General features: G+C 35.4%; 24 protein-coding genes. 15 read left to right on the top strand and 9 right to left on the bottom strand.

The window, feature by feature from the left end; translation table 11 throughout:
• The first annotated feature begins 67 nt into the window (after positions 1-67).
• From lipA to ACHMWN_RS07625, 3 genes are all read left to right on the top strand, one after another.
• Positions 68-949: a lipoyl synthase gene (gene lipA, locus ACHMWN_RS07635; RefSeq protein ID WP_397299265.1), complete on the top strand. Its 882-nt coding sequence runs from the start codon at positions 68-70 to the stop codon at positions 947-949.
• 64 nt (positions 950-1,013) lie between these two features.
• Entirely contained in the window at positions 1,014-1,565 is a 552-nt protein-coding gene (locus ACHMWN_RS07630) for an RNA polymerase sigma factor (RefSeq protein ID WP_397299262.1), read from the top strand.
• Between the two features lies 1 nt (position 1,566).
• Entirely contained in the window at positions 1,567-2,394 is an 828-nt protein-coding gene (locus tag ACHMWN_RS07625; protein ID WP_397299259.1) for an anti-sigma factor domain-containing protein, read from the top strand.
• Here ACHMWN_RS07625 and ACHMWN_RS07620 read toward each other — a convergent pair.
• Positions 2,387-3,880 (bottom strand): NAD(P)H-hydrate dehydratase, encoded by a 1,494-nt coding sequence (locus ACHMWN_RS07620; RefSeq protein WP_397299257.1) that lies wholly within the window; start codon positions 3,878-3,880, stop codon positions 2,387-2,389. The genes ACHMWN_RS07625 and ACHMWN_RS07620 overlap by 8 nt on opposite strands.
• Before the next feature lie 115 nt (positions 3,881-3,995).
• Between ACHMWN_RS07620 and ACHMWN_RS07615 the strand changes: the two genes are divergently transcribed.
• Genes ACHMWN_RS07615 through ACHMWN_RS07585 form a run of 7 tightly spaced genes read left to right on the top strand, consistent with a single transcriptional unit; the run spans position 3,996 to position 9,409 of the window.
• Positions 3,996-5,126 carry an NAD(P)/FAD-dependent oxidoreductase gene (locus ACHMWN_RS07615; protein WP_397299254.1) on the top strand — a complete coding sequence of 377 codons (1,131 nt, stop codon included), beginning with the start codon at positions 3,996-3,998 and terminating at the stop codon, positions 5,124-5,126.
• Positions 5,126-5,836: a methyltransferase domain-containing protein gene (locus ACHMWN_RS07610; protein ID WP_397299252.1), complete on the top strand. Its 711-nt coding sequence runs from the start codon at positions 5,126-5,128 to the stop codon at positions 5,834-5,836. The genes ACHMWN_RS07615 and ACHMWN_RS07610 overlap by 1 nt, the downstream gene beginning before the upstream one ends.
• On the top strand, positions 5,797-6,885 hold the full coding sequence (locus ACHMWN_RS07605; protein ID WP_397299249.1) for a type III polyketide synthase: 1,089 nt from the start codon (positions 5,797-5,799) through the stop codon (positions 6,883-6,885). Before ACHMWN_RS07610 ends, ACHMWN_RS07605 begins: the two co-directional genes overlap by 40 nt.
• Position 6,886: 1 nt before the next feature.
• On the top strand, positions 6,887-7,333 hold the full coding sequence (locus tag ACHMWN_RS07600) for a 3-hydroxyacyl-ACP dehydratase FabZ family protein (RefSeq protein ID WP_397299246.1): 447 nt from the start codon (positions 6,887-6,889) through the stop codon (positions 7,331-7,333).
• Positions 7,326-8,600, top strand: a complete 1,275-nt coding sequence (locus ACHMWN_RS07595) for a beta-ketoacyl-[acyl-carrier-protein] synthase family protein (RefSeq protein WP_397299243.1) — start codon at positions 7,326-7,328, stop codon at positions 8,598-8,600. The genes ACHMWN_RS07600 and ACHMWN_RS07595 overlap by 8 nt, the downstream gene beginning before the upstream one ends.
• 4 nt (positions 8,601-8,604) lie before the next feature.
• Complete coding sequence (locus ACHMWN_RS07590; protein WP_397299240.1) at positions 8,605-8,856, top strand: acyl carrier protein; 252 nt, start codon at positions 8,605-8,607, stop codon at positions 8,854-8,856.
• Positions 8,846-9,409 (top strand): 4'-phosphopantetheinyl transferase superfamily protein, encoded by a 564-nt coding sequence (locus tag ACHMWN_RS07585; protein ID WP_397299238.1) that lies wholly within the window; start codon positions 8,846-8,848, stop codon positions 9,407-9,409. Before ACHMWN_RS07590 ends, ACHMWN_RS07585 begins: the two co-directional genes overlap by 11 nt.
• A gap of 221 nt (positions 9,410-9,630) precedes the next feature.
• Here the strand turns inward: ACHMWN_RS07585 and uvrA are convergent, their stop codons facing one another.
• The gene (gene uvrA, locus ACHMWN_RS07580) at positions 9,631-12,483 is read right to left on the bottom strand and encodes an excinuclease ABC subunit UvrA (RefSeq protein WP_397299235.1); all 2,853 of its coding nucleotides are present in this window, start codon (positions 12,481-12,483) and stop codon (positions 9,631-9,633) included.
• 346 nt (positions 12,484-12,829) lie between these two features.
• Between uvrA and ACHMWN_RS07575 the strand changes: the two genes are divergently transcribed.
• Together ACHMWN_RS07575 and fabV are read left to right on the top strand one after the other, a co-directional pair.
• Positions 12,830-13,324 (top strand): hypothetical protein, encoded by a 495-nt coding sequence (locus ACHMWN_RS07575; RefSeq protein ID WP_397299233.1) that lies wholly within the window; start codon positions 12,830-12,832, stop codon positions 13,322-13,324.
• A gap of 157 nt (positions 13,325-13,481) precedes the next feature.
• Positions 13,482-14,690, top strand: a complete 1,209-nt coding sequence (gene fabV, locus ACHMWN_RS07570; RefSeq protein WP_397299230.1) for an enoyl-ACP reductase FabV — start codon at positions 13,482-13,484, stop codon at positions 14,688-14,690.
• A gap of 33 nt (positions 14,691-14,723) precedes the next feature.
• Here fabV and ACHMWN_RS07565 read toward each other — a convergent pair whose 3' ends face one another.
• Genes ACHMWN_RS07565 through ACHMWN_RS07550 form a run of 4 tightly spaced genes read right to left on the bottom strand, consistent with a single transcriptional unit; the run spans position 14,724 to position 16,097 of the window.
• Positions 14,724-15,146, bottom strand: a complete 423-nt coding sequence (locus ACHMWN_RS07565) for an arsenate reductase ArsC (protein WP_397299227.1) — start codon at positions 15,144-15,146, stop codon at positions 14,724-14,726.
• 9 nt (positions 15,147-15,155) lie between these two features.
• The gene (locus tag ACHMWN_RS07560) at positions 15,156-15,281 is read right to left on the bottom strand and encodes a hypothetical protein (RefSeq protein WP_397299224.1); all 126 of its coding nucleotides are present in this window, start codon (positions 15,279-15,281) and stop codon (positions 15,156-15,158) included.
• Positions 15,282-15,749 (bottom strand): DUF6428 family protein, encoded by a 468-nt coding sequence (locus ACHMWN_RS07555; RefSeq protein WP_397299221.1) that lies wholly within the window; start codon positions 15,747-15,749, stop codon positions 15,282-15,284.
• A gap of 15 nt (positions 15,750-15,764) precedes the next feature.
• Positions 15,765-16,097: an ArsR/SmtB family transcription factor gene (locus ACHMWN_RS07550; RefSeq protein WP_397299218.1), complete on the bottom strand. Its 333-nt coding sequence runs from the start codon at positions 16,095-16,097 to the stop codon at positions 15,765-15,767.
• A gap of 77 nt (positions 16,098-16,174) precedes the next feature.
• On the opposite strand from ACHMWN_RS07550, the gene ACHMWN_RS07545 reads away from it, so the two are divergent.
• Entirely contained in the window at positions 16,175-17,053 is an 879-nt protein-coding gene (locus ACHMWN_RS07545) for a pirin family protein (RefSeq protein ID WP_397299215.1), read from the top strand.
• Between the two features lie 64 nt (positions 17,054-17,117).
• Here the strand turns inward: ACHMWN_RS07545 and ACHMWN_RS07540 are convergent, their stop codons facing one another.
• Both ACHMWN_RS07540 and ACHMWN_RS07535 read right to left on the bottom strand, forming a co-directional pair.
• Positions 17,118-18,170: an FAD-binding oxidoreductase gene (locus ACHMWN_RS07540; RefSeq protein ID WP_397299214.1), complete on the bottom strand. Its 1,053-nt coding sequence runs from the start codon at positions 18,168-18,170 to the stop codon at positions 17,118-17,120.
• Positions 18,171-18,335: 165 nt separating this feature from the next.
• The gene (locus ACHMWN_RS07535; protein WP_397299211.1) at positions 18,336-19,109 is read right to left on the bottom strand and encodes a lytic transglycosylase domain-containing protein; all 774 of its coding nucleotides are present in this window, start codon (positions 19,107-19,109) and stop codon (positions 18,336-18,338) included.
• Between the two features lie 219 nt (positions 19,110-19,328).
• Between ACHMWN_RS07535 and ACHMWN_RS07530 the strand changes: the two genes are divergently transcribed.
• Positions 19,329-20,819, top strand: a complete 1,491-nt coding sequence (locus tag ACHMWN_RS07530) for a pseudouridine synthase (protein ID WP_397299208.1) — start codon at positions 19,329-19,331, stop codon at positions 20,817-20,819.
• A gap of 134 nt (positions 20,820-20,953) precedes the next feature.
• Positions 20,954-22,063 (top strand): lactonase family protein, encoded by a 1,110-nt coding sequence (locus ACHMWN_RS07525; protein WP_397299205.1) that lies wholly within the window; start codon positions 20,954-20,956, stop codon positions 22,061-22,063.
• Here ACHMWN_RS07525 and bshA read toward each other — a convergent pair.
• On the bottom strand, positions 22,060-23,199 hold the full coding sequence (gene bshA, locus ACHMWN_RS07520; RefSeq protein WP_397299202.1) for an N-acetyl-alpha-D-glucosaminyl L-malate synthase BshA: 1,140 nt from the start codon (positions 23,197-23,199) through the stop codon (positions 22,060-22,062). The two genes, ACHMWN_RS07525 and bshA, sit on opposite strands and share 4 nt — an antisense overlap.
• Positions 23,200-23,235: the final 36 nt, after the last annotated feature.

Genomic DNA, 23,235 nt, shown 5'->3' with positions numbered 1-23,235 from the left:
TGCAAAATTACAACCCTTAAACATTTCATTGCTACAACATTTCGGCAAGATTGTTTAACTTTGTACTATGATTGAACTTCCTGTAGTTCCTGTTGCAACAGAAAAACCACGTAAACCAGATTGGTTACGAGTTAAATTGCCTGTTGGTAAGGAATATGCGCAAGTGCGAAGTCTTGTGGATACGCATAAACTACACACCATTTGTGAAAGTGGTAATTGTCCGAACATGGGCGAATGCTGGGGCGCTGGTACGGCTACCTTTATGATTCTAGGTAACATTTGTACACGTTCTTGTTCGTTTTGTGCTGTGGCTACCGGTAGGCCGCTAGCTGTTGACACAGATGAACCTGCTCGAGTTGCTAATTCTGTAAAACTGATGAAAGTAAAACATTGCGTTATTACTTCGGTAGATCGTGATGATTTAAAAGATGGTGGTTCAATTATTTGGGCAGAAACATTACAAGCAATCAGACGTGAAAGTCCAGAAACTACATTAGAAACTTTAATTCCAGATTTTAAAGGACAGTGGGATAATTTATACCGTGTTTTAGAAGAAAGACCAGAAGTAATGTCGCACAATGTGGAAACCGTAAGACGTTTAACCAAGCAAGTTCGTATCCAGGCTAAATACGACAGAAGTTTAGAAGCTCTAAGAAGAATATCTGAATTTGGATTAAGGACTAAAACTGGGATTATGCTAGGTTTAGGCGAAACGGAAGATGATGTTTTAGAAGCAATGGATGATTTAGTTGCAAACGGTGTACATATTTTAACATTAGGACAGTATTTGCAACCCACAAAAAGTCATCACCCTGTGGTAGATTGGATACATCCAGATCAATTTGCGAAATATAAAGAAATAGGGTTGGCAAAAGGTTTACGATATGTAGAAAGCGGTCCTTTGGTGCGCTCATCTTATCACGCCGAAAAACATTTATTCGATTTTTAGAGCTATAGGTTGTGAATAAACAATTTGTTGATTTCGCTGTTATAGTTTCTGTATATTAGCAATCTTGGCAACAGCAAAAAAAATATCCCTTTCTGAAGAAGAGTTGGTTAATGCTTTAAAAAGGCAGGATACTATCGCAATTAAAGCATTGTACGATATGTATTCTGGTGCTTTGTTCGGCGTAATTTCTCGTATTATACAACAAACTGAAATTGCCGAAGATGTTTTACAAGAGACTTTCGTGAAAATATGGAATTCTGCAGGCAGTTACGACTCATCAAAAGGCCGATTATTTACCTGGATGATGAATGTTGCTCGTAACTTATCCATTGATAAATTGCGATCAAAAGATTTTAAAAATTCCAATAAAAACCAAGACATAGAAAATAACGTAGATTTCATTGACCAACAAAAAAAGGTTAGTTTTAATGCGGATACTTTAGGTTTAAAAGAAATGGTGACAACACTTAAACCTGATTTTAAAGACGTGTTAGATATGGTCTATTTTAAAGGTTATACGCATGTTGAAACGGCCGAAGAACTAAATTTACCTTTAGGCACTGTAAAAACTCGTGTGCGAATGGCTATATTAGAATTGAGGAAAAAATTTAATTGAGGTGGAAGAAGTAAAAGCATATATCGAATCTGGCATACTTGAACTTTACGTTTTAGGGCAATTATCTGCTCAAGAATGTAATGAAGTTGAAGCTATGGCTGCCAAACATGCTGAAATTAAGGCAGAAATTTTGGCAATCGAACTTGCGATGGAATCTTACGCCGTAGAAAATGCAATTACTCCATCTATTGATCTTGAAAATAAAATTTTAGCACAATTAAATCCTACTAAAATTGATAAGGTTGAACCTAAAATTGTTCCTTTATACGAAGGTGCAAATGATGGAAAAATTAAAGCTTTACGTTTTGCTTTAGTGGCATGTGTGGCATTATTAGTGATTAGCATTGCTGCATTAATTTCAGTTTACAATAAATTAAATTCGGCACACGATCAAATTGCAAGCTTAAGTACACAAAGAGATCAATTTGCAAGTACAGTTTCTAAATTGGAATTCAATAAAGCAGGCATGGAAAACAGAATAGCCATGACTGAAACTGATGAGTGGGCTACAGTTAAATTAGCTGGTGTTAAAAATTCACCAAAAGCTAAAATGTTAGTATACTGGAATAAGACCAATAAAAATATCTTAATTAACTACGCAGCGATGGATTTGCCTAAGACAGATCAATCTCACGAATATCAACTATGGGCTTTAGTGGATGGTAAACCTGTAAGTTTAGGTGTATTTGGCGAAAATGCTAAAGAAGCTGTAAAACAAATGGAAACTATTGAAAAAGCACAGGCCTTTGCAGTTACAATTGAGCCAATGGGCGGAAGCCAAAACCCAACCATGGAGAAAATGGTAGTAATGGGCGGCGCAACTATTTAAGTATTCTCTTCATTGTTTTAGGAATTTGCAAAGCCAATTGTGAAGCACTTACCGTAAATCTCTTTTTCGCTAATTCGTCGCCAGCTTTACCATGTAAATATGTTCCTAAAATTGCGGCATCGGCCGAAGAATAAGATTGTGCCAGTAAAGAGATAATTATTCCTGTTAAAACATCGCCCATACCACCAGAAGCCATTGCCGGATTACCAGTTGAATTAATATGAACATTTCCATCTGGCAAACAGACAAACGTATATTGATTTTTTAGTACAAAAATTAAATTCCTTTCCATCGCTTCTCTCCTTGCTGTTTCAACTCGCTTCCACCAGTTTTTATGTTCGCCAAATAGCCTATCAAATTCTTTCATGTGTGGAGTTAAAATACTTCCAGCTGGTAATTCATGAAGTAAATCTCCTCTTTGACTTAAAAGAGTAAGCGCATCTGCATCTAATACCAAAGGCTTTCTTAGGTAAACTAATTTCTCTAATAACTCTTCGTTTTCTTCTTCTACACCCAAACCCGGACCGACTGCAATAGCTGAAAATCTGTCAAAAGCTTCCGTTGCCAAATACTGATTTCTTGGTAAAGCCATTACTTCTGGTAAAGATGTATTCAAAGCGATTAATCCACTTTGTGGAAGGCAAACCGTGGTTAAACCTGCCCCAGTATGCAAACAAGAACTAGCTGATAATAAAGCAGCACCCATTGTAGCATTATTCCCTGCAACGAGTAATGCATGTCCATATGTGTCTTTATGACTAAAATTCTTTTTTGGTTTTAGTAGTTGTTTTATTTCCGATTCCGTAGTTAATTTCCATTCACTTTTTTGGTTTTCAATAAAATCTTCATCTAAACCAATATCTACAACCTTAAATTTTGTCAATGCCTTTACAGATTCAGGAAAGAAAAAATTGATTTTTGGTCGTTGAAAACAGATGGTTAAATCTGCTTTAATGCCATTATATTTTTCTGCTATTCCACCTTCGCTGTTAAATCCAGTCGGTACATCGACTGAAACAACTTTGGTTTTTAAATCATTAATAAAAGATGCTATAGTTGCATAATCTCCTTGCAAAGGCTTATTTAAGCCCGATCCAAGAATTGCATCAATTAGTACATCTGCTTGTAAATCCTTTACTTTTTCAGCTTCCTTAATAATAGTTACTGGAACTTTTAGCTTGAGCAATCGTTTTATGTTTTTCTTATTATCCTCACTCTGGTTTGTAGAAAAATCAATCAAGTAAACAGCAATATTTTTATAGTTTTCACTAGCTAAAAGTCTTGCAATTGCTAAACCATCTCCACCATTATTTCCTTGCCCACATAAAATGGAGATTCTAGACTCTTTATCTGAAACTTCCTTTTTAAAAACTTTTACAAATGCTTTTGCAGCTTTTTCCATTAAATTAATACTAGAAATAGGCTGATTCTTTATGGTATAAGCATCAGCAATTCGCATTTGAGCGGCGTTTAATAAAGTTTGCATAGTTTAAAGTTAGCGTAAATTGATAAAAGATAATTTGTGATTTGGCTTTTAATTTCATCAATAACAAATACCTGCTTAATATGTTATATTTTTATAAATGATGTTGTTTTAATTTATGCTCTTTCAAACAGATGTTTTAATAGTTGGTGGTGGTTTAGCAGGTTTAGCGGCAGCGTTACATCTCCATAAAACAGGTTTAAAAATTATCCTAATCGAAAAAAATAGCTATCCACATCATAAAGTTTGTGGTGAATATGTTTCAAATGAAGTTCTTCCTTATCTCGAATGGCTAAATATTGATATCAATAAATTATACCCAAGTCATATTAATCGATTACAGCTCACTACGACTTCAGGAAAAAGCATACATGTTGATTTACCTTTAGGCGGTTTTGGGGTTAGCAGATATGAATTAGACAATTTTCTCTATCAGCATCTGTTGGAAAAAGGAATTGAGGTTATTGAAGACACAGTAAATGAAATCGCTTTTGACAATGATATTTTCGTTGTACATACTTTAGCTGGAAAAGAATTTACGGCTAAGCAAGTTATTGGTGCATATGGAAAACGATCTACGATTGATGTTAAATTAAATCGGCCATTTATTAAAGAGAAATCTCCTTATTTAGCAGTTAAAGCCCATTATAAAGGCGATTTTCCAAATGATTTGGTTGCAGTGCATAATTTCAATGGTGGTTATTGTGGAGTTTCTCAAGTAGAAAATCAACACCTTAACATTTGCTATTTGGCAGATTATGCAACGTTCAAGGCACATAAAAACATAGAGACATACCAGAAAAAAGTTCTATATCAAAATAAATATTTAGCTGATATTTTTGAAAATAGTGAAATGGTATTCGATGCTCCGTTAACCATTAGTCAATTAGCATTTGGAGCTAAAACTGCAGTTAGCAACCATATTTTATGTATTGGTGATACTGCTGGACTTATCCATCCGCTTTGCGGGAACGGTATGGCAATGGCAATTCACAGCGCCAAAATCTGCTCAGAATTACTACTCCAATTTTTTGATGGAATAATAACTTCAAGAGTTGAACTAGAAAGGAAATACACATCGTCATGGAATGAACAATTTCGATCTCGCCTCAAAATGGGAAGTATTTTATCTTCAATTTTAAGAAAAGATAAGTTGACGGATATATTGTTGACTGGAGCCATAAAAATGCCTTTCATTCTTCAGCAAATTATTAAAAAAACGCATGGTAAACCTCTAATTAGTAAATAATGATAGATACAAGTTGCAGAAGCTCCGCTCCAGAAATAATGGACGATTTTGAATTAGAGGGTGAAATATTAAGGGATGCACTGGATAAAATTGCCAGCATAAACAGATTATTAGGTGGGAACAAAGTCACATTAGATGGTGTTAAAGAATTAATCCGTAGCAAACCAAAACATCAACTTATACGTATTTTAGACATAGGATGTGGAAATGGCGATATGTTAAGAGCTCTGGCTGATTATGGCAAAAGCAAGAATTTAAATTTTGAATTAATAGGAATTGATGCAAATAATTTCACGGTAGAACATGCTCGAAGTTTATCGGTTAACTTTCAAAATATCAGCTACGAATGCAAAAATATTTTTGAAGATTTAGACAAGACTAACGAATGTGATATTATGTTGTGTACCTTAACACTGCATCATTTTACAGATCAAGATATCATCAAGCTACTTCAAAATTTTAAACGCTTTGCACAGCTTGGTATCGTAATTAATGATTTACATCGCAGTGCAATCGCCTATTATTTGTTCAATGCGCTTTGTTTTGTTTTTCGATTAAATGATATGTCGAGAGAAGATGGTTTAGTTTCCATATTAAGAGGATTTAAAAAAGCTGACTTACAACGATATTCAAAACAACTAAATTTAAAATTTTGTTCTATTAACTGGAAATGGGCATTCCGCTACCAATGGATAATAAAAACAGCATGAGCGTAAAAATAAAAGCCGTAAGTAAAGCCCTACCAAATTATTCCAGAGCAACGAGTGAAATTATGCCTTTTTTAGAGAATTGGCTAAAAGGGAAAGAGGAACGCTTTGTTAGGAAAGTTAAAAAAATATTCGAAAATGCTGCAGTAGATAGACGCTATTCGATCATGTCGCCCGAAGAAGTTTTTAGCAATTTGAGTTTTGAAGAAAGAAACGATATTTATTGCAGAGAAGGAATTAAGCTAGGCGCAAAATGTTTACAAACTGCATTGGAAAAAGCAAACTGGCAACCTCAAGATTTAGATTACATTATCACTGTGAGTTGCACAGGCATTATGATTCCCTCTCTTGATGCGTATCTCATCAATATATTAAAACTTCGACAAGATATTGTTAGACTTCCCGTAACTGAAATGGGTTGCGCCGCTGGGGTTTCTGGCATGATTTACGCCAAGAATTTTTTAAAAGCAAATCCAGGTAAAAGAGCCGCAGTTATTGCTGTTGAATCTCCAACCGCAACTTTTCAGCTTAACGATTTTTCAATGGCAAACATTGTAAGCGCAGCTATTTTTGGAGATGGCGCAGCTTGTGCTTTGTTAAGTTCTAATCCAGCTGATAATGGACCAGAAATGCTAGCAGAAGAAATGTACCATTTTTACGATGCCGAAGATATGATGGGCTTTAAACTCAGTAATACTGGCTTACAGATGGTACTCGATGTAGCTGTTCCAAACACAATTACCGAACATTTCCCAAACATTATTCATCCTTTTTTAGCTAAACACGAATTAGAAATTAAAGATATTGACCATTTAATCTTCCATCCCGGAGGAAAAAAAATTGTACAGATTGTCGAATCTCTTTTCGGAGAACTCGGAAAAAACATAGATGAAACCAAAGAAATATTACGATTGTATGGCAATATGTCGAGCGCTACTGTCCTATATGTACTCGAACGTTTTATGGATACTCATCCAAAATCAGGAGAAAAAGGTTTAATGTTAAGTTTTGGACCGGGATTTTCAGCGCAAAGAATTATATTGCAGTGGTAATATGAATGCACAACAAATTTTAGCTAAACTTCCATACAGTAAACCATTTCTCTTTGTTGATGAATTGTTACACATCGATGAAAATGGAGCAAAAGGGAACTTTACATACACCAAAGATTTAGACTTTTACAAAGGTCATTTTAAAGATTTTCCAGTTACACCTGGCGTAATCCTTACCGAAACAATGGCTCAAATTGGCTTGGTTTGCCTTGGCATTTATCTTTTAGGACATGATACTACGCAAACAAAAGCTGCGGTAGCACTAACTTCAAATACCATAGATTTTTTAAAGCCCGTTTTTCCAAACGAAAAAGTAACAGTAACCAGTGAAAAAGTTTATTTTCGTTTCAATAAATTAAGCTGCAATGTGAAGATGGAAAACGAGGCCGGGGAAATTGTTTGCAAAGGAAATATTGCTGGAATGATTACTGAAAAACCACATGAATAATAGAGTAGTAATAACAGGTTTAGGCATAGTATCGCCAAATGGTATCAATCTTCAGCAATTTAAAGAAGCAATAAAAAGTGGTGTTTCTGGCATTCGCCACGACGAACAGTTAGAAGCTTTAAAGTTTTCTTGTCAGATTTCTGGAAAACCCGAATTAACCGATGAAATTATTCAAGCTGCGTTTACAGAACTTGAACTCAAATCTTTAGAAAGCACAGCAATATTATATGGTGTGATTGCAGCACTGGAAGCCTGGAAAGATGCTGGCTTATCAATAGAAAATAATGAAAATCCAGATTGGGAAAGTGGTACTATCTTCGGAACAGGCACCTGTGGAATAGATAAAATTAGGACCTCAATTTATAAAGTTGATGATTTACAGGTTAGAAGATTGGGCAGTACTGCCGTAGCGCAAACTATGGCTAGTGGCGTAAGTGCTTTTGTAGGTGGCAAACTAGGATTAGGAAATCAAATAACCACTAATTCATCTGCCTGCACAACGGGAACTGAAAGTGTATTAATGGCGTACGAACGAATAAAATCAGGACAAGCCGCAAGAATGTTAGCTGGAAGTTCAACTGATAGCGGCCCGTATATTTGGGGAGGTTTTGATGCCATGAGAGTATGTACTACTAAGCACAACCACGAACCAGAAAAAGGAAGTAGACCGATGAGCGCTTCTGCAAGTGGGTTTGCACCCTCTAGCGGTGCTGGTGCTTTAGTACTTGAATCTTTAGAAAGCGCTTTGAAAAGAGGAGCTAAAATTTATGCCGAAGTTTTAGGTGGAAATGTAAATTCTGGAGGTCAACGCGGATTAGGAACAATGACTGCTCCAAATCCGGTAGCTGTTCAAAGATGCATTACAGATGCAATAAAAAATGCTGGTATAACACCAAAAGATATTGATAGCATTAACGGCCATTTAACAGCAACTTCGAAAGATTCGCTAGAAATTGAAAACTGGTCAAAGGCACTTAACCGGTCTGGTAAAGATTTTCCTTATATTAACTCTCTAAAAGGAATGATAGGTCACCCATTAAGCGCAGCTGGAAGTATGGAATGCGTGGCCTCGGTTTTGCAAATAGCTGATGATTTTATATTTCCAAATATCAATTGTGAAGACATACATCCAGAAATAAAAAATATAATTGATCCAGCTTGCATTCCTACTAAATTAGTAAACAAAGAACTTACTATTTTAGCAAAAGCCAATTTTGGTTTTGGCGATGTAAATGCCTGTGTTATCTTTAAAAAATTTAAAAAATAATAAAATGTCCATAATAAACGATCTCAAAGAAATTATCACACCCTATGTTGATGATAAAACCGCATTAGAAAATATTTCGGAGAACACTGATTTTCTAACAGATCTAAAAATCAATTCTGCTAATTTGGTTGATATTGTATTAGATATAGAAGAAAAATTTGGAATAACGATTGACGATGCCTCTATGAATAAAATGTTAACTGTAAAGGCTACTATTGCTGTAATAGAAGAAAAACTAGCAGAAAATGCTGGGTAATGACATTGTAGACTTACAAAAAGCAGGTTCAGAAAGTAATTGGCGTCGAAAAGGATATCTAAACAAAGTGTTCACTACCCAAGAGCAGCAACAAATTCTGGCGTCAAATCATCCAGAAACTACACTTTGGTTATTGTGGAGCATGAAGGAAGCAGCTTATAAAATCATCAATAGAGAATCTTCTGAAAGATTTTACAGCCCAAAAGAGTTTATTTGCACTTTAAGTAAGTATAATAACTTTGTTGACTTTGAAGGCAAAATAATGAACACTAAAAGTGTAATCAACCAAAATTTCATTCATACAATTGCATCCTCAACAAGCGAAAATCTTAATAATATACAAACTACCTATCTAAAAAATATGAGTAATTATCTCTCGGATTTCAATGCAAAATCCGCTGACTACTTTTTAGAAAAGGATAAAAATGGAATTCCAAATTTGATAGACAAAAATAATGGAGAAAGTCATTTAGCTTCTATTAGCCATCATGGGGAATACTTAGCTGTTGTTTCACTCGTCATTGCGAGGAACGAAGCAATCTTAAAACATTAGTAAAATCCACAACTTGCCATGCCTACTTAGCACAAACCTAAATTATCTAAACGGGATTGAAGCGAAAATCCTTTTTGCTATGCTGAGCTTGTCGAAGCACAAAAAGATTGCAGCAAAAAGCCCGACTAACAATAATCGGGCTTCTGTATTTGCTTTTCTAATATTAGTAAGTAAAATATCTATCGCTTTAAGATTGCTTCGTTCCTCGCAAAGACGACCTACTAAAACGACCCTTCCATCTCCTTCTTCAAAAACTTTCCAGTCAAACTAATTGGGTTTTGAATTAATCCCTCAGGCGTACCTTCAAAAATAATCCGACCACCACCAGCGCCACCCTCTTCACCTAAATCAATCACCCAATCGGCAACCTTTACAACATCTAAATTATGTTCAATCACTAAAACAGTATTCCCTTTTTCTACTAATTCATTTAATACGCCCAATAAAACATTAATGTCCTCAAAGTGCAAACCAGTAGTCGGCTCATCTAAAATATAAAAGGTCTTTCCGGTATCTTTTTTAGAAAGTTCAGTAGCCAATTTAACACGTTGCGCCTCACCACCAGATAGCGTAGTAGACGATTGACCCAGCCTGATATACCCCAAACCAACATCATTCAACGTTTTTATTTTACGATAAATCGCAGGCATCTGATCAAAAAAAGCACAAGCCTCTTCAATGCTCATATCCAATACATCACTAATCGATTTTCCACGATAACGAACCTCTAACGTTTCACGATTGTATCGTCTTCCACCACATTCCTCACAAGGAACCGAAACATCTGGCAAGAAATTCATCTCAATAACCTTCATTCCTGCACCTTGGCAAGTTTCACAACGACCGCCTTTTACGTTAAACGAAAAACGACCAGGTTTATAGCCACGAATTTTCGCTTCTGGCAACAATACAAACAAGTTTCTAATATCAGAAAAAACGCCAGTATAGGTAGATGGATTAGATCTTGGCGTACGGCCAATTGGTGCTTGGTCTATCTCAATTACCTTATCAATTTCCTTTAAGCCATTAATTTTCTCGTAAGGAAGCGGATGTTTTTTCGCCCTAAAAAAGTGGTGATTTAAAATCGGATACAACGTCTCCGTAATTAAGCTCGACTTACCACTACCCGAAACACCAGTAACCGCAATAAATTTACCCAAAGGGAAATCAACCGAAACCTCTTTTAAATTATGGCCAGTAGCTTTAATAATAGATAACTTATGCCCATTACCCTTTCTACGCTTTTTCGGGACTTCAATTCCTTTCTTTCCATTCAAATAAGCAGCCGTCAACGTACCCGATTTTAAAATCTGAGCTGGTGTTCCCTGAGCAACAACTTCGCCCCCATGCACACCCGCCGCCGGACCAATATCAATCACATGGTCAGCTTCTAAAATCATGTCTTTATCGTGTTCTACCACTAAAACCGTATTCCCTAAATCACGTAGATTTTTCAAGGCACCAATTAAACGCTCATTATCACGTTGATGCAAACCAATACTCGGTTCATCTAAAATGTACATTACATTCATCAATTGCGAACCAATTTGCGTAGCCAAACGAATACGTTGTGCCTCACCACCAGAAAGCGTTCTAGCCGTTCTATCCAACGATAAATAATTTAAACCAACATCCGTTAAGAAACCAATCCTTGCCCTAATCTCTTTCAAAATTTCTTTCGCAATTGTATTCTGACGCTCATTTAAACGAGTTTCAACATCCGTAAACCATGTTTTCAAGCTAAAAATATCCATTTCAGCAAGCTCAAAAATGTTTTTACCATCTACTTTAAAATGCAGACTTTCCTTTTTCAAACGAGCTCCATGGCATTCCGGACAAGTTTTTAATTTGCGAAAAGCATCCATATCATCCGCATTTGCGGTATCACTTCTTTTTTCCTGTTGCTCTTCCAACAACTTAATAATACCATCAAAAGTGATCTGGTAATTCTGAACATTCCATTTATTATACTCAACCGCAACACTCAATAACTCATGCGTACCATTCAATATAAGATCAATATTTTCATCGCCCAACTTTTCTAGCGGAGTAGAAAGTGAGAAATTATATTTTTTCGCCAAAGCTTTCAATACCTGAAACATCCACACATCACGATATTCGCCCAATGGCGCCAAACCACCATTTATAATGCTCAGTTTCATGTTAGGCATTACCGATTCCTTATCAACTACAAAAATATAGCCCAATCCATCGCAACGGTCACAAGCACCATAAGGCGAATTAAAAGAAAAACTGTTTGGCTGTGGTTCGTCGTAAGAGATTCCAGTAGTAGGACACATTAAGAACTTACTAAAATGCGCTACATTATTATCCTTATCACTTATTTTAATAATTCCTTTACCCAAACGCATAGCCGTTTGAATACTATCTAATAACCTTTTATGATCCTTTTCATCAATAATCAAGCGATCAACAACAATCTCAATATCATGTATTTTATAACGGTCAACCTGCATTTTAGCTGTTAAATCCATTATTTCTCCATCAACACGAACCTTTACATAACCTTGTTTACGAATTTGCTCAAACAATTCACGGTAATGACCTTTCCTACCCTTCACCACAGGTGCAAGAATATTTACCGGCATTGTATTAAACTTTTTGTAAATATTTTTAAGGATTTGATCTTCACTCATCCGCTCCATTTTCTCACCCGTATTATAAGAAAAAGCATCAGCAACACGAGCGTAAAGCAAGCGCATAAAATCGTAAATTTCGGTAATCGTACCTACTGTCGAACGCGGGTTTTTACTCGTCGTTTTTTGTTCAATTGCAATAACCGGACTTAACCCCGAAACCTTATCCACATCAGGGCGTTCCATCCCACCCATAAACTGACGAGAATACGCACTAAATGTTTCCATATAACGGCGTTGTCCCTCAGCATAAATGGTATCAAAAGCCAATGATGATTTACCGCTACCACTCAAACCAGTTATCACAACCAGTTTATTTCTTGGGAAACTAACATCAATATTTTTAAGATTATGTACCCTAGCACCATACACTTCAACATCTTTTTGCTCACCTAGGTCAATGTTCTTTTTGCTCATAAATTTTGTAATTCTCGGTAGTAAAAAACAGCCTGCAAAAATAACGAATTTTAAGCACAAAAGCTATTGATCTTCACTAGTTAAAACACAGTTTTTTGTCAATTCCTCTCGTCATTTATTTCTCATCCTGAGCGTAGTCGAAGGACCTCCTTAAACACCTAAGAAAATTACAAAACCAAAACCCTAAGGTGCTTTAAGGTTTCTTAGGTGGTTAAAACTTTGTAAAACAGCGCCAGCAATCCTTCGCTCCCCATACCCCGCTTTCCATTACAATTTTTTTGTATCAACGTCTTCCGTCATTTAGAGCGCAGCCGAAAAACCTTTAAACAGTGCAATTCAACATAAGATGAAGCACACAAAAAGTATTTCCACTCCAATCGGGTTTAATAAACTCAAAACAGTGCAACAAACTAACACCTATAAAAAGAAACCTAGCCTTGGCATGAAGAAATCTAGCCCTGTTAAAAAGAAACCTAGCCCTGTAAAAAAGAAACTTGGCCTTGTAAAAAGGAAACCTATACTTGTCAAGGAGAAACCAAGCCCTGTAAAAAGGAAACCAAGCCTTGTAAAAAAGAAACCTAGCCCTGTCAAGGAGAAACCTAGCCCTGTAAAAAAGAAACCTAGCCTCGTCAAGAAGAAATTTAGTCCTGTAAAAAAGAAACCCAGCTTTGTAAAAAAGAAACCTAGCCTTGTCAAGAAGAAACCTAGCCCTGTAAAAAAGAAACCTAGCCTTGTCAAGAAGAAACCCAGCTTTGTAAAAAAGAAACCTAGCCTTGTCAAGAAGAAACCTAGCCCTGTAAAAAAGAAACCTAGCAAACGCAAGAAAGTTATAAGTTCATAATTCCATCCTGAGCTCCCCTATCCTTCGGAGAGAGGCTGGGGTGAGGAAACAAATGAACTATATATTTGGAATGGAAAGAAATTAAGGATAGTTTTGAAGAATAGAACGCTGTCAACTTAAACCAGCGTTAATTTTTAAGTAATAGCTTTAAAAAATTATGATTATTGAACCTAGAATGCGAGGATTTATATGTTTAACCGCACACCCAAAAGGTTGTGAGCAAAACATAATTAATCAAATTAACTATATTAAATCTCAAGGCCCCATCAATGGACCAAAAAAAGTACTGGTAATTGGTGCATCAACAGGCTTCGGTTTAGCATCCAGAATTACAAGTGCATTTGGCTCAGGCGCCTCAACAATAGGAGTTTATTTCGAGAAACCACCAAAAGAAGGCAAAACTGCATCACCAGGTTGGTACAACACCGCAGCGTTCGAAACCGAAGCCCAAAAAGCAGGTTTATATGCAAAAAGCATTAATGGAGATGCCTTCTCAAACGAAGTTAAACAACAAACTATTGATTTAATTAAAGCAGATTTAGGTCAAATCGATTTAATTATCTACAGCTTGGCATCGCCAGTTAGAACAAACCCAAATACAGGCATTACACACCGTTCAGTGTTAAAACCAATTGGTGGTTCATTTACCAATAAAACAGTTGATTTCCATACAGGCATAGTTTCGGAAGTATCAATCGAACCAGCAAACGAAGAAGAAATTGAAAATACGATAGCCGTAATGGGTGGCGAAGATTGGGCAATGTGGATCGATGCTTTAAAAGCAGAAAACCTATTAGCCGATGGTTTTACAACAGTAGCCTATTCGTACATCGGTCCAGCCGTAACCGAAGCAGTTTACCGCAAAGGAACAATTGGCATGGCAAAAAACCACTTAGAAGCGACTGCATTTACCATTACTGATAAACTAGCAGAACTTAACGGAAAAGCTTATGTTTCGGTAAACAAAGCCTTAGTTACACAAGCAAGTTCAGCAATTCCTGTAATTCCTTTATACATTTCGTTATTGTATAAAATAATGAAAGAAGAAGGCATTCATGAAGGATGTATTGAGCAAATCGGTAGATTATTTAAAGACAGATTATATACTGGAAGCACCGTTCCTGTAGATGAAGAAGGTCGTATCAGAATTGACGATTGGGAAATGCGTGATGACGTGCAAGCTCAAGTAGCTACTTTATGGAAAGAAGCGACTACCGAAAATTTACCGGCCATAGGTGATTTAGCAGGCTACAAAACGGATTTCTTAAACTTATTTGGCTTTGATGTAGCTGGAGTTAATTATCAAGCTGATGTAAATGAAATGGTAGATGTACCTGGTTTAGTAGAAGCTAAAGAAGAAGAATAAAAAGTATAACCTTTAATATAAAACCTCATTCAATTAATTTTGGATGAGGTTTTCTTTTATAAAGCGATGGCAATAACCTTTAATTAAATCCCTAACCCGATTAAACTCTGCTACAATTTCTTCTTCAGTTCCCCTCGCCTTTGCAGGATCTGGAAAATTGTAATGAAACTTCTTCGCTTCGCTAGGAAAAAATGGACAATTTTCTTTTGCATTATCACAAACTGTGATCACATAATCGAAATCTATATTTTTATATTCATCAATGTTATTAGAAGTATGGCCAGAAATATCAACTGCATCTGCGGCCATAGTAGCAATAGCTTTCGGATTTACACCATGTGTTTCAATACCTGCGCTATAAACTGCTGCACTTCCCTTTGCAAAATACCTTAAATAACCTTCTGCTAGTTGACTTCGACAACTATTCCCTGTACAAAGCACTAATATTTTCTTCATTCTATTTAGTTAAACAAAAAGCCAAATAATATTGATGATGCAAAATTTAGCATCCCAACCAAAAATTAATTGTAAAGCAATTACAGCAGTAGTAATTACAATTGGCTTTTTGTATTTAATTATTTTTTTCTTCATTTAGCAACAACTGCCACCTGGTATGCAAGCATTTGCAGTTGGTAATTGAACCAGATTTATTTTTTGCTGTTCTGCCGGAACACCACAAGCATCTTTAGCTAGACAAGCAGTTCGAGTACTCATCAATACAAAATCTTTCCCATTAAAATCCAATTCGTATTTACCAATGGTATCACTTTGGTATTCAACTTCTATCTCCAAATCTTCCATTCCTAAAACCTTTTCAGATAGGCCAATAATGTTTAATAGCTTACCAGGCTTTAAGCGATGTTCAAAATCATTAGCATCCCACAATTGAAAATTAGCTTTTTTCTCTGTACGAACTGTTCCACCACAATCTATAAAGTGTTTACTCACCACACCTATTTCGGTCACATGAAAATGTTCAGGTACAGATGTACCATCTTCTAATATAAAATTCACAGCCTCGGCTGTAGCTAACATTGTTTTAATTTCTGATAATTTCATTTTATAGCGTTTAAATTAACAACAGTTATTCTTTTGTACTTTAATTTTTCCAAAAACTTCCGACAGGAAATGCTGAAACTTAGCAAACGTTTCTTCGTCAATGCAATAACAGATCGCATTTCCTTCAATATTGCCTTTAATTAATCCAGCGTTTTTCAACTCTTTTAAATGCTGAGAAACTGTTGGTTGCGCCAAAGGCAATTCATTTACAATATCTCCGCAAATACAAGTATCAACCGTTAACAAATAATCAATAATAGCAACTCTAGCTGGATGGCCAAGCGCCTTCATTAATGCGGCAATTTCATTTTGCTTTTGTGTAAAGTATTCCGTTTTCGATGCGCCCATTATTTTTATATTTTAATATTGCAATATTACGATATAGATTTTTACAATCCAAATTATTACCTTTAAATAAAAATAATATGTCGAATATTAAGCTCATTATTGAAGAAAGACCAAGTGACATTGGCAATTTTATGGTTGGTAGGTTGTTGCCATTCAGAGAAAAAAGAATGGTCGGTCCTTTCTCTTTTATCGATCATATGGGGCCAACTGTAATGAGCGATCATAAAAATTTAGACATTCCACCACATCCACATATCGGGTTATCTACCCTCACCTACCTTTTTGAAGGTAATGTAATGCATAAAGATGGTTTAGGAACTGAAGTAGAAATTAAAGCTGGTCAAGTAAACTGGATGACAGCTGGAAAAGGAATTGTTCATTCAGAAAGAACTCCAGAATATCTTCGTCATTCGACAAAATCTTTGCATGGTTTACAAATTTGGGTAGCTCTACCAAAAGATTTGGAGCAAATGGAGCCAGAGTTTTTCCACGCAGAGGCGGAAGAAATTCCAATATGGGAAAATAACGGAGTTCAATATAAATTAATTGCTGGGGAAGTTTTAGGGCATAAATCTCCAATTCCAGTTTATAGTCCTTTGTATTTATTAGAACTGAAAAGTACCGCTCGTACAACAGTTAAAATTGGCGATGAACTTTTTGGCGAAAGCGGAATCTATATTTTAGAAGGCGCTATTGAAAACGATGGCAATACTTTCGAACCAAAACAATTATTAGTTGCAAAAGAAAGTTCATTATGTGAATTTACCATGCAAGAAAACACCACCATCTATATTTTTGGTGGCGAACCCTTTCCTGAAGAACGTTTTATTTATTGGAATTTTGTAGCATCGAGCAAAGAATTAATTGAACAAGCTAAAACGAAATGGTTAAATCAAGAATACCCACCAGTTCCAGGAGAAACAGATTTTGTACCATTACCAGAAAGAAGAATATAACTTATAGAAATATTGGCGCACATTACTGTCTGCTTTCTTCTCTATTAACTATTTTTCTATGCGTTCACTCCCAAGTTATTGTCGTTTCATTTACTGTAGGATGCCCCGTACACACTAAAACTCTACCTTTTGCAACTTCATCATCTGTTAAAACTTCATTGTAATCCATCCTCACAACACCAGAAATACAAGTTGCTGCACATGTACTACAAACCCCACCGCTACAACTATAGGGTAAATTGATTTTATTTTCTAGCGCAACTTCTAAAATCCTTTTGGGCCAAGGAATTAACAAATGATGTATTTCGCCTTTAAAATGTAAATTTACAGAGTATGTATTCTTGTCCACAACTTTCTCTGTTGCATCATCTTCATCTGCCTCATGTTCTGGCAAAACAAAGGTTTCACGCTTAACCTGCTCTGGTTTAAAGCCTGCACCCAACAATGTAATACGACAAACATCCATATAATCAACTGGTCCACAAGTATAAAACAATGCATCTTTAGCATCAAACACCATATTTTCTCTCACCAATTGATTGATCAAAAAACCATTCAATCGTGCTTTAAATAAATTCTTTGAATTGCTAAACAAATGAATAACCTTTAATCTAGCCGAATATCCTACTTGCCATTTTGCAATTTCTTCTATAAACAACGTATCTTCTGGGGAGCGGCTGCTATAAATTAATACAATTTTAGAATTTGTTTCGGTCACTAGTGCTGTTTTTAGAATAGATAAAAGTGGTGTAATTCCAACTCCAGCTGCAAATAGAAAAACTGTTCTTTTAACTTCACTATCGGGATGATAGATGAACTGTCCATTTGGTTTTGCTATTTCTACTATATCTCCAATAGCTATTTGATGATGAATAAACCTTGAAATTTCTCCGTTCTCTACTAATTTAACAGCTATAGAGATAGGTTCATCAACATCTGGTGAACTAAAAAAAGAATAAGAACGTCGTAATTCTTTACCATTAACTTGAAAAACCAGAGACAAAAACTGACCTGCTTTATAGTTCAACATTTCACCACTTATGGTTTCGAAATTTATAGTTAAAACTTCGTTAGCTTGCTTAATTACAGAAATAACTCGGAGTTTTTGCAACGACATGCAACTAAAATAGTAATTCTATTTCCCAGAAAAGAATAGTAAGCCGCAGATGCGCAGATTTGTAATCCGAACTTATCTAAGGAAATCTGCGCATCTGCGGCGAAAGAGAATCAAAAAAGCCATCCGCTGCATGCGAATGGCTTTATAAATTTTTAATACTAAACCTTATTCTATTGTAGTAGGTTGAGATTGAGTATAAGCAATTAATGCTTTCTGACTCGTGTAACCGTTACGAGCTGGATTTTCAAGAATTTCTTTCATTGAAATGAGTTTGTAAACATATCCACCTGTTTCACGATTCAATTTCATTTTAAAATAATTGTCTTGATTTTGCTTGTTGATTTGTCTTTTCATATGCACATCTCCAACATTATAAGCTGCTGCAACCAAAGTCCAGCTATCAAAAATGCTATATAATTCTTTAATGTATTTACAAGCTGCAATTGTAGATTTTCTTAAGTTCTGACGCTCATCTACATTTCCATTAACCTTTAATCCGTAAGTACGAGCAGTTCCTGGCATAAATTGCCAATAACCCGATGCGCCTTTTGGAGACGTACCGCCTTGTAAACCAGATTCTACTAAAGGCATGTATTTAAAATCGTTAGGGATGCCATAAGCTGCTAAAATTGGTTCAATAATTGGGAACCATTCTGCCGCTTTGCGGTGTAAACGATTGGTTTGCAAATTTTGGTAGGCATAAGAAGCTAAAATTTTCTTCATTTTACCGTTAATCCTTGCATCGCCCGAGGGCAAATTTTCATTTGCAAATTCTAGTTGAGCTAATGTAAATGCTGGCTCTTCAGCTTCTTTTTTTATGGTGGTATTGTTGTCTTTCTTTAGACTTGTTTTTACTTCTGGCAGCTTATAAGCAAACACTTTTGCCATAACCAGTAATGTTAAAATTACCGTACATGGAATGAGGTGTTTCTTTATCATCTTCCTCCTTTTTTTGGTGAACAAATATATTTGTATCGGCAAAGGTACAATACATTTAGCTAATTATCAAATAGTTACGTATTTTTCTACCAAAATCAAGGTTTAAAGCTGCTTAAACGCATATTTCTTTTTTGTGATTTTAGCTCAATTTTTACGAAATAGATTGATACATTTTTATTAAATTTGCACCCGCATATTTTATGTGGCTAAAAGCGTATCATGATAAAAAACAATAACAGGAACAGTCGCGATGACAAGTCCAAGGCGGGCGAAGGAAGTAAAAGCAGGAGACCTGCTGGAACCGATAAACCCAAAGGAAGATATAGTGACAAAGACGGAAAAGATTTTTCTGACAAAGACGATAAAGACAAACGCAAACCTGGTTTTGCAACGGGTGATAAACCTGCTTATAAACCAAGAACATCTCGAGATGGCGATTCGAAGCCATATACTCTAAGAACAGCAGCAGGAAAAGATTTCAAACCTAAAACTGATAGAGACAATTCATCAAGAGATTACAAGCCAAGAACATCAAGAGACGGAGATACTAAACCTTATTCATCAAGATCATCATCTTCTGGAAAAGATTCTAAGCCCTATTCTCCGAGACCAGCATCTGGTGGAAGGGATTTCAAACCACGAACTGATAGAGACGAGCCAAAAGAATATAAGCCTAAAACCGACAGCAAAGGTGGTTTTAAGCCTTGGGAAAAGAAAGAAAGTGGTAATTCTGGATACAAACCAAAAGCATATAAAGAAGGTAGCTCAAGAGAAGAATCTGCCGAAGGCAAACGCAGCTACATTAAAAAAGATAATTTCATAACTGATGGCGATAAATCTAAGTTTGCTGATAAAAAAAGTGGCGCATCTAGAAGTACAGATAGCCGACCATACAGAAAACGCGAAGAAGGTGGTTTCAAAGGAAAAGAAGATCGTGGAGAAAGAATAGCTCCTGCAACTAGAGCAAGAAAAACTGCAGAACCGAAAGATGATGGTTTAATTCGTTTAAATCGCTATATCGCAAACTCAGGTATTTGTTCACGTCGCAAGGCAGATGAATTAATCGAAGCAGGCGTGATTTCGGTAAATGGATCCCCAATTTCTGAATTAGGTCATAAAATTGATCCTTACAAAGACGAAGTACGTTACAATGGCGAATTGCTAAAACGTGAAAAGAAAGTTTACGTTTTACTAAACAAACCTAAAGATTATATCACTACTACCGATGATCCTCAAGAGCGTAGAACGGTAATGCAATTGGTAGAAAAAGCGAGTCGTGAGCGTATTTATCCAGTTGGCCGCTTAGATAGAAATACTACGGGATTAATTTTAATGACCAATGATGGGGAATTAGCAGATAAATTATCGCACCCTAAAAATGGCATCACTAAAATTTATCATGTAGAATTAAACAAAAGTTTAAGCCAAGGTGATTTTAACAAAATTCAATTTGGTTTAGAATTAGAAGATGGTTTAATTAAACCAGATAATGTTTCTTATGTTGCTGGAGCATCAAAACGTGAAGTTGGTATTCAAATTCACAGCGGTAAAAATCGTATTGTTCGTAGAATATTTGAACATTTAGGCTATGATGTGGTTAAACTTGATCGTGTAGTTTATGGCAATTTGACGAAGAAAGATTTGCCACGAGGCAGATGGCGTTTCTTAGAAGAACATGAATTAATTCAAATTAAGCATTTGATAAAATAATATAACCGCAAAGCAGAATTCTTAAAAGTCGTTAGTTTAGTACTAGCGACTTTTGTGTTTTTTAGCTAAATCCAAAATTTTTCTTTAGGTATTTTTTCTTTGTGTACTTTGCATTTAAATTGAAATCCATTATTATGAAAAAATATTTCTTCATTTTATTAGCCTTTTTTTTAACTTTTCAATCTCACGGACAAAACTATAATTTGCTAATTGGAACCTATACCAATAAAGGTAACAGTGAAGGAATTTACGTTTATAATTACAATAGTTTAACTGCAGAAACCAACTTAAAAAGCATTGCTAAAAACGTTGTTAATCCAAGTTATTTAGCTATTAGTGGTAATAAAAAATTCATTTATAGTGTAAATGAAGATGGTAAAAATAGTGCTGTAAGTGCATTTAGTTTTAATCCTCAAAGTGGAGATTTATCTTTCCTAAATAAAAAATACTCTGAAGGCGCTGACCCTTGTTTTATTGCTGTTGATGATAAAAATGTGATTTTGGCAAACTATAGTGGAGGTACAATTTCAATTTTTGGTCGTAATGCAGATGGCTCTTTAACCGATGCTAAACAAATCATTCAACATACCGGTAAAAGTATAGATCCTAAAAAAAGGCAAGAAAGTGCTCATGTCCATCAGGTTCAATTTACACCAGATCATAAATATTTAATCAGCAATGATTTGGGAGAAGATTTTATTTACATTTATAACTACAACCCTGCAAGTTCTGATAAAATATTAACCATAAAATCAGTTATTAAAACAAATGCAGGAACTGGCCCAAGACATTTAACTTTTAGTCCGAACGGGAAATTTGCGTATTTAGCCCATGAATTTAACGGAAGTATCACTGCATTTCGCTATATAAACGGGGTTTTGAAAAAAATTCAAGAAATAGCAACTGCTCCAAAAGATTTTACTGGAAAAATAGATGGCGCAGATATTCATGTCTCTCCTGATGGGAAATTTATATATGAAACCAATCGTGGTGATGCAAATACAATTTCTGTATTTTCAATTTTTCCTACTGGTATGTTAAAATTTGTAGAACGAGTAGGCACATTGGGTAAAGGTCCTAGAAATTTCTCGATAGATCCAAGTGGAAATCATGTGTTAGTAGCACATCAATACACTAATGAAGTTGTAATTTTCAATAGAAACAAAATTAATGGCACTTTAAAAGATAGTGGTAAAAGAATTAGTGTGGGCGTTCCTGTTTGCTTGATATTCAGCAAAATCTAATTTGCTACTAAAGATTTTTCTATTACTTCCTTATAGTAGTTAATATAAATTGGTAATATCTTCTTTAAATCAAAATCTTGAGCTCTTTTTAATGCGTTTTCTTTGAAGTAGCTCAACGTATCTTCATTGCTTAAAATAGTAATTGCTTTATTCGCCATATCTTCTATATCGCCAACTTCGCACATGTAGCCGCAATAATCGTCGATATTTAATTCTGGTAAACCACCAGCGTTAGATGTAATTACAGGAACTTTGCAAGCCATTGCTTCTAATGCTGCTAAACCAAAACTTTCAGATTCTGAAGGCATAATAAACAAATCTGAAACTGATAAAATTTCTTCAACGGCATCTTGTTTACCTAAAAACCTTACATTTTCACAAATATTAAGTTCACGGCATAATTGCTCATTCGATGTACGTTCAGGCCCATCTCCTACCATTAGCAATTTAGAAGGAATTCTTTCCTGCACCTTTTGAAACATTTTAATCACATCTTCAGTACGTTTTACTTTTCTAAAATTAGATGTATGAATTAAAATACGTTCGTTATTTGGAGCAATAGCCTTTTTAAAGTGATCTTTTGGCTGTAAACTAAATCGGTTAAAATCTATAAAATTCGGGATTACTTTAATGTCCTTTTGAATATCGAAATGCTTGTAGGTATCTTCTTTTAAATCTTGAGAAACTGTCGTCACACCATCACTCTGATTAATTGAAAAAGTTACCACTGGTTTATAGGTTGCATCCTTACCTACCAAGGTGATATCTGTACCATGCAACGTTGTAACAAAAGGAATATTAATGCCATAAGTTGCTAATATCTGTTTAGCCATAAACGCTGCAGAAGCATGAGGAATAGCATAATGTACGTGTAAAATATCCAATTGCTCAAATCGAACTACATCTACCAATTTACTTGCTAAAGCAGATTCATAAGGGGCATAATCAAATAATGGATAATCTCTTACCGAAACTTCGTGATAAAACAAATTGGCTGAGAAAAAATCTAATCTAGCAGGCTGGCTATACGTGATAAAATGAACCTGATGGCCTTCATTTGCGAGAGCTTTACCTAATTCAGTAGCAACAACACCGCTTCCACCAAAAGTAGGGTAACAAACAATTCCTATTTTCATCATTTTTTTATAAAATGTAAACCGTAGGTTTTACAA

Source organism: Pedobacter sp. UC225_61, assembly GCF_044452285.1.
In the GTDB taxonomy this organism is placed as follows: domain Bacteria; phylum Bacteroidota; class Bacteroidia; order Sphingobacteriales; family Sphingobacteriaceae; genus Pedobacter.
Note: the sequence above shows the minus strand (reverse complement) of the source record. Positions and strands in the feature narration are given on the sequence as shown.

Coding starts and splice junctions, on each gene's coding strand:
- lipA (WP_397299265.1), top strand. CDS start 68: ATGATTGAACTTCCTGTAGTTCCTGTTGCAACAGAAAAACCACGTAAA.
- ACHMWN_RS07620 (WP_397299257.1), bottom strand. CDS start 3,880: ATGCAAACTTTATTAAACGCCGCTCAAATGCGAATTGCTGATGCTTAT.
- ACHMWN_RS07615 (WP_397299254.1), top strand. CDS start 3,996: ATGCTCTTTCAAACAGATGTTTTAATAGTTGGTGGTGGTTTAGCAGGT.
- ACHMWN_RS07610 (WP_397299252.1), top strand. CDS start 5,126: ATGATAGATACAAGTTGCAGAAGCTCCGCTCCAGAAATAATGGACGAT.
- ACHMWN_RS07605 (WP_397299249.1), top strand. CDS start 5,797: ATGGGCATTCCGCTACCAATGGATAATAAAAACAGCATGAGCGTAAAA.
- ACHMWN_RS07600 (WP_397299246.1), top strand. CDS start 6,887: ATGAATGCACAACAAATTTTAGCTAAACTTCCATACAGTAAACCATTT.
- ACHMWN_RS07595 (WP_397299243.1), top strand. CDS start 7,326: ATGAATAATAGAGTAGTAATAACAGGTTTAGGCATAGTATCGCCAAAT.
- ACHMWN_RS07590 (WP_397299240.1), top strand. CDS start 8,605: ATGTCCATAATAAACGATCTCAAAGAAATTATCACACCCTATGTTGAT.
- ACHMWN_RS07585 (WP_397299238.1), top strand. CDS start 8,846: ATGCTGGGTAATGACATTGTAGACTTACAAAAAGCAGGTTCAGAAAGT.
- uvrA (WP_397299235.1), bottom strand. CDS start 12,483: ATGAGCAAAAAGAACATTGACCTAGGTGAGCAAAAAGATGTTGAAGTG.
- ACHMWN_RS07575 (WP_397299233.1), top strand. CDS start 12,830: ATGAAGCACACAAAAAGTATTTCCACTCCAATCGGGTTTAATAAACTC.
- fabV (WP_397299230.1), top strand. CDS start 13,482: ATGATTATTGAACCTAGAATGCGAGGATTTATATGTTTAACCGCACAC.
- ACHMWN_RS07565 (WP_397299227.1), bottom strand. CDS start 15,146: ATGAAGAAAATATTAGTGCTTTGTACAGGGAATAGTTGTCGAAGTCAA.
- ACHMWN_RS07560 (WP_397299224.1), bottom strand. CDS start 15,281: ATGAAGAAAAAAATAATTAAATACAAAAAGCCAATTGTAATTACTACT.
- ACHMWN_RS07555 (WP_397299221.1), bottom strand. CDS start 15,749: ATGAAATTATCAGAAATTAAAACAATGTTAGCTACAGCCGAGGCTGTG.
- ACHMWN_RS07550 (WP_397299218.1), bottom strand. CDS start 16,097: ATGGGCGCATCGAAAACGGAATACTTTACACAAAAGCAAAATGAAATT.
- ACHMWN_RS07545 (WP_397299215.1), top strand. CDS start 16,175: ATGTCGAATATTAAGCTCATTATTGAAGAAAGACCAAGTGACATTGGC.
- ACHMWN_RS07540 (WP_397299214.1), bottom strand. CDS start 18,170: ATGTCGTTGCAAAAACTCCGAGTTATTTCTGTAATTAAGCAAGCTAAC.
- ACHMWN_RS07535 (WP_397299211.1), bottom strand. CDS start 19,109: ATGATAAAGAAACACCTCATTCCATGTACGGTAATTTTAACATTACTG.
- ACHMWN_RS07530 (WP_397299208.1), top strand. CDS start 19,329: ATGATAAAAAACAATAACAGGAACAGTCGCGATGACAAGTCCAAGGCG.
- ACHMWN_RS07525 (WP_397299205.1), top strand. CDS start 20,954: ATGAAAAAATATTTCTTCATTTTATTAGCCTTTTTTTTAACTTTTCAA.
- bshA (WP_397299202.1), bottom strand. CDS start 23,199: ATGAAAATAGGAATTGTTTGTTACCCTACTTTTGGTGGAAGCGGTGTT.